Here is a 9,289-nt window from a genome sequence, read left to right on the forward strand (position 1 = left end):
CATGAGCGAACCCCTTGAAGAGATCGTTGCCGACTACGTGATCGTGGGCGCGGGCACCGCAGGCTGCGTGCTCGCCAACCGGCTGTCGGCCGACGGCAAGCACAAGGTGGTACTCATCGAGGCGGGCGGGCGCGACCGCCATCCGATGATCCACATCCCCGCCGGCTTCCTGCGCCTGCTCGACCATCCGAGCATCACCTGGAAATACAAGACGGCACCTGAGGCGCAGGCGAGCGACCGAGAGATCCTGTTTCCGCGCGGACGCGGACTCGGCGGATCGAGCTCGATCAACGGCCTGCTCTACGTGCGTCCCTTCGCGGCCGACATCGACGCATGGGAGGTGAGCGGTGCCGCCGGCTGGAACTTCGACAACTGCCTGCCCTACTACAACCGCTCCGAAACCTGGCAGGACGCCAAGGATCCGCGCCGTGGCAGCGACGGTCCGATCCAGGTGACGCGCGTGTCGTCGCCGCCGGCGGTGTGCGCCAAGGTGATGGCGGCCGGCGAGGAGTTGGGCCTGGAGCGGCTCGACGACCCGAATATCGCCACCCGGGGCCCGTCAATCTGGTACTACCAGCAAACCCGCCACGGCCGGGTTCGCTCGAGCGCGGCGCGCGGCTACTTGTGGCCCGTGGCGACCCGCACCAACCTGAGCGTGCTGACCGACCTGCACGTGACGCGGGTGCTCATGGCAGGCGAGGGCGCCGGGCGCGCGGCCACCGGCGTCCAAGGTCAGCGCGAGAACGGCCAGGTGGTGTGCGTCACGGCGCGCCGGGAAGTGATCGTCAGCGCGGGCGTGATCGGCACGCCGCGCCTGTTGGAACTGAGCGGCATCGGCGATCCGGACGTGCTCGACAACGCGGGCATCCGCACGCAGGTGGCCCTGCGCGGCGTCGGCACCAACCTGCAGGACCACTACGTGACGCGCCTGTGCTTTCGCGTCAAGGGCATCGAGACGGCCAATGAACGCTCGCACGGTGCCGCGCTGGCCAAGGAAGTCGCGAAATATCTGGTCTCCGGTGCCGGCATCCTGACCTACAGCGCCGCGGTCATCGGCGCGTTTGCATCGACCGGCCTCGCGCAGCGGCCCGACGTGCAGTTCGTCGTCGCACCAGGGAGCTTCAAGGAAGGGCGCATCGGCGAACTGGAAGACGAGCCCGGCCTGTCCTTCGGCGTCTGGCAGATGCGGCCGGAAAGCCGCGGTGAAGTCCATATCGTCTCGAGCGACGGCAGCAAGGCGCCGACTATCGCGCCGCGCTACCTGAGCGAGCCGCTCGACCGCAAGACGGTGGTCGCCGGCCTGCGCATCGGCCGCGAACTGGCGCGCCAGCCGTCGCTCGCGCCCCACATCGTCGGCGAGACCGTGCCGGGCCCGCTGGCGGACAGCGACGACGCGCTGCTGCAGTACGCCCGCGACAACGGGTCGACCGTCTACCACGGCGTGGGCACCTGCCGCATGGGCGCCGACCCGGCGAGCGGCGCGGTGGTCGATGCCGGCCTGTGCGTGCACGGCGTGAGGCGACTGCGGGTGATCGATGGCTCCGTCATGCCGACCATGACGTCGACCAACACCAACGCCACGGTGCTGATGATCGCCGAGCGCGCGGCCGCCATGCTGCTCGGCGAGCAGGCAGTCGACCGGGGCCTGCGCGAGCCCAACGCGAACGCCGCATGAGAGGCGAGGTGTGGCTGGGCGTCTATGTCCAGGTCGCGACGCTGCTGCTGCCAGTCGTGTGTTGCGCAGGTGTCGGTGCGGTCTGGGGAGTGCGCAAGCACACCTACCCGGCGGAGTTCGTCGCCATGCTGGCGACGGTGGTGAGCACGCCGGCGCTCGTGTTTCACACGCTGATGACGACGCGGCTCGACAACTCGCAGTTGTTCGAAGTCGGGTCTGCGACCCTGCTCGGGCTGGGCGTTGCCGCGGCGCTCAGCGCCATCGCCCTGCGCAGCCTGAAGATGCCAGCGCAGGCGCTGGGGCCCTCGGCGACCTTTCCGAACGCGGGCAACCTGGGGCTTCCCATCGCCCAACTGGCATTCGGCGACACCGGGATGGCAGTGGCTATCGCGTTCTTCGCGGTCACCTCGGTGGCGCAGCACACGTTGGGCGTATGGGTCACCAGCCGAGGCGGCAACCGCTCGCAGCCGTGGCCGAAGGGCGTCGTGATCGCATGCCTCCTGGCGGTGGCCTTGCGCTTCGCCGGGGTGGCCGCGCCGGCACCGGTCCTGGAAAGCGCCCGCCTGGTCGGTTCGCTGGCCGTGCCGCTGATGTTGTTGAGCCTGGGCTACGCGCTCGTCACAGTGTCGCGCGCGGGCATCCGGCAGGGTGCGGTGCTAGGCGCGATGCGGCTGGTGGTCGGCCTCGCGGCGGGCGCGCTGGTGATCCACCTGCTGCATCTGCCGCCGCTGATCGCGGGCGTTCTAACGCTGCAGTTCGCGATGCCGGTCGCGGTGGTGAGCAGCATCTACGTGCAGCGTTTCAGCACCTACGGCGATGTGGCGGCCGGCGCCGTGCTGGTGTCGACCGCAGCCTTCATCCTGCTGTGTCCGCTGCTGATCTGGCTGGCCGACGGCGGCCGATTCTGATTCCGCGGCTGGCACTCGCAGGCCGCTTCACCTGCACCCGAAATGACCAAGATCTCATCCACCGAGTCCCCCTCCATGGCCCGCCGCAAACTGCTCGTCACGGGCGTGCCGCCACAGGCGGTAATCGACCGGGCGAAACCCGCCTTCGACGTTTCGATCTGGCGCGAGGCCGCGCCCATCGGCGCGCGCTTGGCGCAGCAGGCGCAGGGCCAGGACGCCCTGATCGTGATGCCCGGCGACAAGCTTGACAGCAGCGCCATCGCCGCGCTGCCGCCGAGCGTGCAGGTGCTTGGCACCTACTCGGTCGGCTACGACCACATCGACCTGGCCGCCGCGACCGCGCGGCGCCTCCCGGTGTTCAACACGCCCGACGTGCTGACGGACTCGGTGGCCGATCTGGCGCTGTTCCTCATCCTCGCCGCCGCGCGCGACACGACCGCGGCCGAACGGACATTGCGCGACGGGCGCTGGGGCCCCTGGGCGCCCATGTCGATGCTCGGCCGCTCGCTGCAAGGCATGCGGCTCGGCATCTTCGGGATGGGCCGCATCGGCCAGGCCGTCGCCGAGCGGGCGCGGGCGTTCGGCATGCACCCGCACTATCACAACCGCTCGCGCGTCTCCCCTGACTGCGAACGTGGCGCCGTGTTTCATGCCGAGTTGGAAGGCCTTCTTGCCGAGAGCGACGTGCTATGCATTTGCGCGCCCTCGACGCCGGAGTTGCGCAACGCGATCGACGCCAAGCGACTGGCCTGCCTGCCGCGCGGGGCAATAGTGGTGAACGTGGCGCGCGGCGACTTGGTCGACGAACTGGCCATGTTCGCGGCAGTGCACGAGGGACAAGTGCGTGGCATTGGCTTCGACGTATACCGCAACGAACCGCGCATCGACGAGCGCTGGCTCCGACTGCCGAATGCCACGCTGCTGCCGCACATCGGCAGCGCCACCGACGAGGTTCGCACGGCGATGGGAATGCTTGCTCTCGATGGCATCCAGTCCCACTTCGAAGGTCGGCCGGCAGCGAATCTGCTCAATCCGGCAGCCTACGACTAGCCATTGCCGAGTTGAAAACCCAATGTGCTGACATTGGATCAAAATGTGTTTTATGTTGACTTCAATGTGTCAACACTTAAACTAGAAGTGCCAACAGTATAGCCATAAACGAAAGGGACAAGCCATGAAACACACCCTCCGCCGCCGCTCTTTCATCCACGCGTTCGGTGCCGTGCCCCTGATCGGCAGCGGACTGACGCTGGCGGCGCCAGCTTTCGCGCAAGGCGCCAAAGTCACGCTCAAATACGCCAACAACTTGCCGCTCAGCCATCCGATGAACATCCGCGCCAAGGAAGCGTCCTATGCCATCAAGCAGGAGACGCAGGGCGCCGTGGATCTGCAGATCTTCCCGAGCGGCCAAATGGGCAGCGACACCGACATGCTGTCGCAGGTGCGTGCCGGCGCCATCGACTTCATGACGCTGGGCGGCGACGTGCTGTCCACGCTGGTTCCCGTCGCTTCCATCTGCAGCGTCGGTTTTGTCTTCAAAAACTATGACGAGGTGTGGGCCGCGATGGATGGCGACCTGGGTGCCCACATCCGCGAAGCGATCGGCAAGGCCGGTCTGTTCGCAATGGAAAAGAGCTGGGACAACGGCTTCCGCCAGATCACGACCTCTGGGAAGCCGGTGAACACGCCGGCCGACCTGAAAGGCATGAAGATTCGCGTGCCGGTGAGCCCGCTCTGGACCTCATTGTTCAAGGCATTCGACGCTTCCCCGACCAGCATCAACTTCAGCGAGGTGTACTCGGCGCTGCAGACCAAGGTGGTGGAAGGCCAGGAAAATCCGCTGGCGTTGATCGACGCCATCCGACTCTACGAAGTGCAGAAGTTCTGTTCGCTGACCGGACACATCTGGAGCAACTACTGGTTCCTGGCCAACGCTCGCGGCTGGAACAAGCTGCCGAAGGACATCCAGACCGTGATGGCAAAGCACCTCAACGCTGCCGGCGTCAACGAGCGCGCCGACTTGGTGGCGCTCAACACGAAACTCGAGGGCCAACTCGCCGCCAAGGGGCTGGTCTTCAACAAGGTCGACACCGCAGCGTTCCGTACCGCACTGCAGAAGTCCGGCTTCTACGCCGACTGGAGCAAAAAGTACGGCAAAGACGCCTGGGCCGTGCTCGAGAAATATGCCGGCGCCCTCGCCTGAGCGCCTGAGGGCGGCATCCGACGGAGCGTCGCCCGCGCTGCCGACCCTGCATTTCCGCGACACCCTGGAAGAGCCCATGAACACGACACTGAAAGACGCGGGGCCGGCCGCCGACAAAGAGCCGATCCGTTCCAACGCCTTCGCCCGCATCGGCCAGCGCTGCGAGTCCGCCATCCAATGGGGTACCGAGATCCTCGCCGTGTGCCTGGTGGTGGTGGAGGTGTTCCTCTTGCTCACCAACGTCTTCTTCCGCTACGCGATGCACGCGCCGTTGGTGTGGGGCGACGAACTGGCCTCGCTACTGTTCATCTGGCTGGCCATGATCGGTGCGGTGATCGCTCTGCAGCGCGCCGAGCACATGCGGCTCACCACCTTCGTCGCGCGCATGAGCCCGGACGCGCGAGCACTGTGCAACACACTGTCCAACGTGATCATCGCGGCCTTCGTGTTGCTGCTGATAGGCCCGGCCTGGGAGTACGCCCAGGAAGAGTGGGCCATCACCACGCCGGCGCTGGAGCTTCCCAACACCTTCCGCGTGATGTCGATCGTGGTCGGCGCGGTGCTCATGCTAGCGATTGCTGTCTTGCGGCTGATGGAGCGCGCGGCGCCGCGCGACCTGCTCAAGTCGCTCGCGATCGTGGGCGGCCTTGCGGTCGTGCTGTATGTCGCCCGGCCCTTGCTGGCCACCCTCGGCACGATCAATCTGATCTTGTTCCTGGTGATCGGCGTGGCGACGCTGGTGGCCATCGGGGTGCCGATCATGGTGGCCTTCGGCCTGTCGACGCTGGCTTACCTGGGCAGTGCCACGGATGCGCCGCTGCTCATCGTCGTGAGCCGGATGGACGAAGGCATGTCGGGCATCATCCTGCTGGCCGTGCCGCTGTTCGTCCTGCTCGGCGCACTGATCGAGGCGATGGGCATGGCGCGCGCGATGATTCGCTTCCTAGCATCGCTGATCGGTCATGTTCGCGGCGGTCTTTCCTATGTGCTGGTCGGCGCGATTTACCTGGTGTCGGGCATCTCCGGCTCCAAGGTGGCCGACATGGCGGCAGTGGCGCCGGCGCTGTTTCCCGAGATGAAGAAGCGCGGCGAAGACGAAGGCGAACTGGTGTCGATGCTGGCCGCCTCCGGCGCGATGTCCGAGACGATTCCACCGAGCCTCGTGCTCATCACGATCGGCTCGGTCACTGGCGTGTCGATCGCCGCGCTGTTCACCGGCGGCTTCATGCCAGCGGTGGTCGGTGCGCTCGCGATGGCCGCAGTGATTTTCCTGAAGTCGCGTCGGCAGAGCTTGGACGGCGTGCGCCGCGCCACCGCCGCCGAAATCGTCAAGGCATTCGCGTTTGCCCTGCCGGCTGTCATCCTTCCTTTCGTCATCCGCGCAGCGGTGGTGGAAGGGGTTGCGACGGCCACCGAGGTCTCCGCGATCGGCGTCGCCTACACCTTCGTGGTCGGCACGCTGGTATACCGCGAGTTCGACTGGAAGCGCCTGTACCCGATCCTGGTCGAGACCGCATCCTTGTCGGGTGCCATCCTGATCATCATCGGCTGCGCGACCGCCATGGCCTGGGCGTTGACCCAGTCGGGGTTTTCGGCGCACGTGGCCCACCTGATGACGGCGCTGGGTGGTGGCAAGACCGGGTTTCTGATCGTCTCGGCCATCGCGTTCATCCTGCTCGGCAGCTTCCTCGAGGGCATACCGGCCATCGTGCTGTTCGGTCCGCTGCTGTTCCCGGTGGCACGTGCCATGGGCGTGCACGAGGTGCACTACGCGATGGTGGTGATCTTCTCGATGGGCCTGGGCTTGTTCGCACCGCCAATCGGCGTCGGCTACTACGCGGCCTGCGCGATCGGAAAGGTCGACCCCGACCGCGCCATGAAGCGCATCTGGCCCTACCTCGCAGCGCTGGTGGCGGCACTGGCCGTAATCGCCGCGTTTCCTTGGTTGTCGATTGGCTTTCTGTGACACCGGCAGGGGATTGCGCTAGGGACGGAGGTTGCCCTGATGCTGTCAATGGCGACGCGACCCACCGCGCGATCCTCACAACGAAGCCCGAGGAAAACCCAGGCGTCATGCCATCCAGCCGCTGTGGCTACCCAGGCATGAGCGCCTCAAGGCGCGCGACAGCAACACCATCCATGTGGGCAAGACAGGGATCGCTGAAAGTGTTCCTGCGGATCCGCTTTTCTATGGACCACCATGAGCGCTAAGACTTCGCGAGTGGTGACCGATTTTCTCGGCTCCAAGCAGATTCCCTGCGAAGCCTATTGAGGCGTTCACACGGCCAGGGCTGTGGAGAATTTCCCAATTACTGGTCAGACTGTGGCCCAAATGCCAGAGCTAGTTCGCGCGCTTGCACACGTGAAGAAAGCGGCTGCCGCGGCGAACGTGCGGCTGGGCATCATCGATGCCTCGACGGCCGCGGCGATCGACGAGCCTGCAATGACCTCATTGCCGGCAAGTTGCACGAACATTTTGTCGTGGACGTCATCCAGGGCGGCGCAGGCACATCGACGAACATGAATGCTAACGAGGTGATTGCCAACCGCGCCCTCGAGCATATCGGCGCGGCGCTCGGCTCCTATGAAGTGATTCATCCGAATGATCACGTGAACGCCTCGCAGAGCACGAGTGATGTCTATCCGACCGCGCTCCATCTTGCGGCCTGGAACGGCATTGAATCGCTGCTCACCGCGATGGCCGACTTGCGTCAGGCGTTTGAGGCCAAGGCGGAGGAGTTTCGAGCGGTCCTGAAGATCGGGAGGACCCACCTGCAGGATGCTGTGCCAATGACGCTGGGTCAGGAATTCTTGACCTTCGCCATCATGATCGGCGAGGACGAAGCGCGGCTGCGAGAAGCGCGAGAACTGATTGCCGAAGTCAATCTCGGAGCGACCGCGATCGGCACGAGCATCAATGCGCCAGCGGGCTACTGCGAGACCGTCATTCCACTGCTTGCCGAAGCAAGTGGGATTCCCGTCGTGCGTGCGGCGATCTCGTCGAAGCTACTCAGGATACCGGCGCATTCGGGCAGGTCTCAGGGGTGCTCAAACGGGTCGCATGCAAGTTGTCGAAGGTTTCCAACGACCTGCGTCTGCTCTCGCCCGGACCGCAGGCTGGCTTCGGAGACATCCTCTTGCCGGCGCGTCAAGCTGGCTCTTCGATCATGCCTGGAAAGGTCGATCCGGTCATCCCAGAGGTGATGCACCAGGTCGCTTACGAAGTGATCGGCAACGACCTGATGATCACGATGGCATCGGAGGCGGGGCAGCTGCAGCTCAACGCCTTTGAGCCGATCATAGGCTGGGCGTTGTACAACAGCGCCAAGCATCTGACCAACGCCTGCAAGACTCTTCAGGTCAATTGTGTCGAAGGCATCAGGGCCAACCACCAGGTGCTATCCAAGCGCGTGAGGAATCAGTGACCCTGGACACGGCGTTGAACCCAATCATTGGCTACGAGAACGCCGCCAAGATCGCCAAGACCGCCCTCGCGACGGGTAAGGCGATCGCTGAGACTGCAGAAGAGTTGGGGATCATGAGTGCGCTGGAGATGACCGCGCTTCTAATCCCCGAGAATCTCACCCAGCTCATTCGTCTGGTTGCGCGCAGCACGGCACGGCCCTCTCCCTGAGCGACGTCCAGAGTCAGCGTGCATCCGTTCCAGGAGAAGCCTGATGACGCTGAATCTGAAGAGAGAGGAGCTCGCGCGATCGTGCGTGTTATGGTCCTGCCCACCCCGCAGTACGCATGGCCTCTGCTGCGCGAACGCCTGGGCTTCCGAGTCCATGGCCTGCCCAATGGCATCCATCAGCAGTCGGGGATAGGGCTTTTGCAGAAGGCCCACCGCGCTTCGTTCAATTTGTCGCTTCGCCAGTCGCGAATGCGATGGATGCCGCGAGATCGATAGTCCGTTCCGCGAGCGGCGAAAGGCTACTGCCGCGCAGCCAGATCGCGTGAATCTCGGCGCGTGAGGAGGTTGAACAGCTGGTTGCGTATTCAGCCACCTGGAAGGAGCCCTCCAAGGACTTCGGAGGCTTGGTATGTCCATTTAAGTCCGCCCGAGAGATGGCATACCGGAAGTCTCTTGCAGAGGCGTACCTGAAGCCACTGGGGGAGGCCTTGACCCACGCGAGTTTGTCCCCTGGCGAGGCTCGCGCTCTTGCAGACATAAAGAAGGATGCCCGAGAGAAGCAGCGTGTTGCAGGAAGTAAGGGTGATAGGCGTAGCGCCGCTGGATTGTTAGCGAATGCCGCGTTTGTGCTTGCGCCGAAGACGGGGCCGCCCCCTCTGACTGAAGGGCAGCCGTGATTTGATCGTAGGCGGAAGGCGGGCCTGGAACAAGGGCCAACTTTGCCTAGGGAGATGCTTATATGGGCGCCTCCCGGATCGCAAGAACTCGTGTGTGTGACGCTTTAGGAGGCAGGGCTGCAGTCTTATATCCGGCCTGATGTGCAAGCTGATATGCCTGCCGGCCCTGATGGTTTTCGCTGACGAGGTTCC

At 64.8% G+C, this 9,289-nt stretch carries 5 protein-coding genes and 1 pseudogene; all 6 read left to right on the forward strand.

The window, feature by feature from the left end; genetic code table 11:
* Position 1: 1 nt before the first annotated feature.
* The 6 genes and pseudogenes from AC1DF3_RS27320 to AC1DF3_RS27345 all read left to right on the forward strand — a co-directional run bounded on the left by AC1DF3_RS27320 (position 2) and on the right by AC1DF3_RS27345 (position 8,420).
* Positions 2–1,675: a GMC family oxidoreductase gene (locus AC1DF3_RS27320; protein WP_286530660.1), complete on the forward strand. Its 1,674-nt coding sequence runs from the start codon at positions 2–4 to the stop codon at positions 1,673–1,675.
* The gene (locus tag AC1DF3_RS27325) at positions 1,672–2,583 is read left to right on the forward strand and encodes an AEC family transporter (protein ID WP_478141495.1); all 912 of its coding nucleotides are present in this window, start codon (positions 1,672–1,674) and stop codon (positions 2,581–2,583) included. Before AC1DF3_RS27320 ends, AC1DF3_RS27325 begins: the two co-directional genes overlap by 4 nt.
* Before the next feature lie 75 nt (positions 2,584–2,658).
* The gene (locus tag AC1DF3_RS27330) at positions 2,659–3,633 is read left to right on the forward strand and encodes a 2-hydroxyacid dehydrogenase (protein WP_478141496.1); all 975 of its coding nucleotides are present in this window, start codon (positions 2,659–2,661) and stop codon (positions 3,631–3,633) included.
* Positions 3,634–3,757: 124 nt separating this feature from the next.
* Positions 3,758–4,786 carry a TRAP transporter substrate-binding protein gene (locus AC1DF3_RS27335; RefSeq protein ID WP_286530657.1) on the forward strand — a complete coding sequence of 343 codons (1,029 nt, stop codon included), beginning with the start codon at positions 3,758–3,760 and terminating at the stop codon, positions 4,784–4,786.
* A gap of 76 nt (positions 4,787–4,862) precedes the next feature.
* On the forward strand, positions 4,863–6,752 hold the full coding sequence (locus tag AC1DF3_RS27340; RefSeq protein ID WP_286530655.1) for a TRAP transporter large permease: 1,890 nt from the start codon (positions 4,863–4,865) through the stop codon (positions 6,750–6,752).
* A gap of 234 nt (positions 6,753–6,986) precedes the next feature.
* A pseudogene (locus tag AC1DF3_RS27345) lies at positions 6,987–8,420 on the forward strand (aspartate ammonia-lyase).
* The last annotated feature ends 869 nt before the right edge of the window (positions 8,421–9,289 follow it).

It is taken from the genome of Variovorax sp. 10N432 (genome assembly GCF_056394465.1).

Coding starts and splice junctions, on each gene's coding strand:
- AC1DF3_RS27320 (WP_286530660.1), top strand. CDS start 2: ATGAGCGAACCCCTTGAAGAGATCGTTGCCGACTACGTGATCGTGGGC.
- AC1DF3_RS27325 (WP_478141495.1), top strand. CDS start 1,672: ATGAGAGGCGAGGTGTGGCTGGGCGTCTATGTCCAGGTCGCGACGCTG.
- AC1DF3_RS27330 (WP_478141496.1), top strand. CDS start 2,659: ATGGCCCGCCGCAAACTGCTCGTCACGGGCGTGCCGCCACAGGCGGTA.
- AC1DF3_RS27335 (WP_286530657.1), top strand. CDS start 3,758: ATGAAACACACCCTCCGCCGCCGCTCTTTCATCCACGCGTTCGGTGCC.
- AC1DF3_RS27340 (WP_286530655.1), top strand. CDS start 4,863: ATGAACACGACACTGAAAGACGCGGGGCCGGCCGCCGACAAAGAGCCG.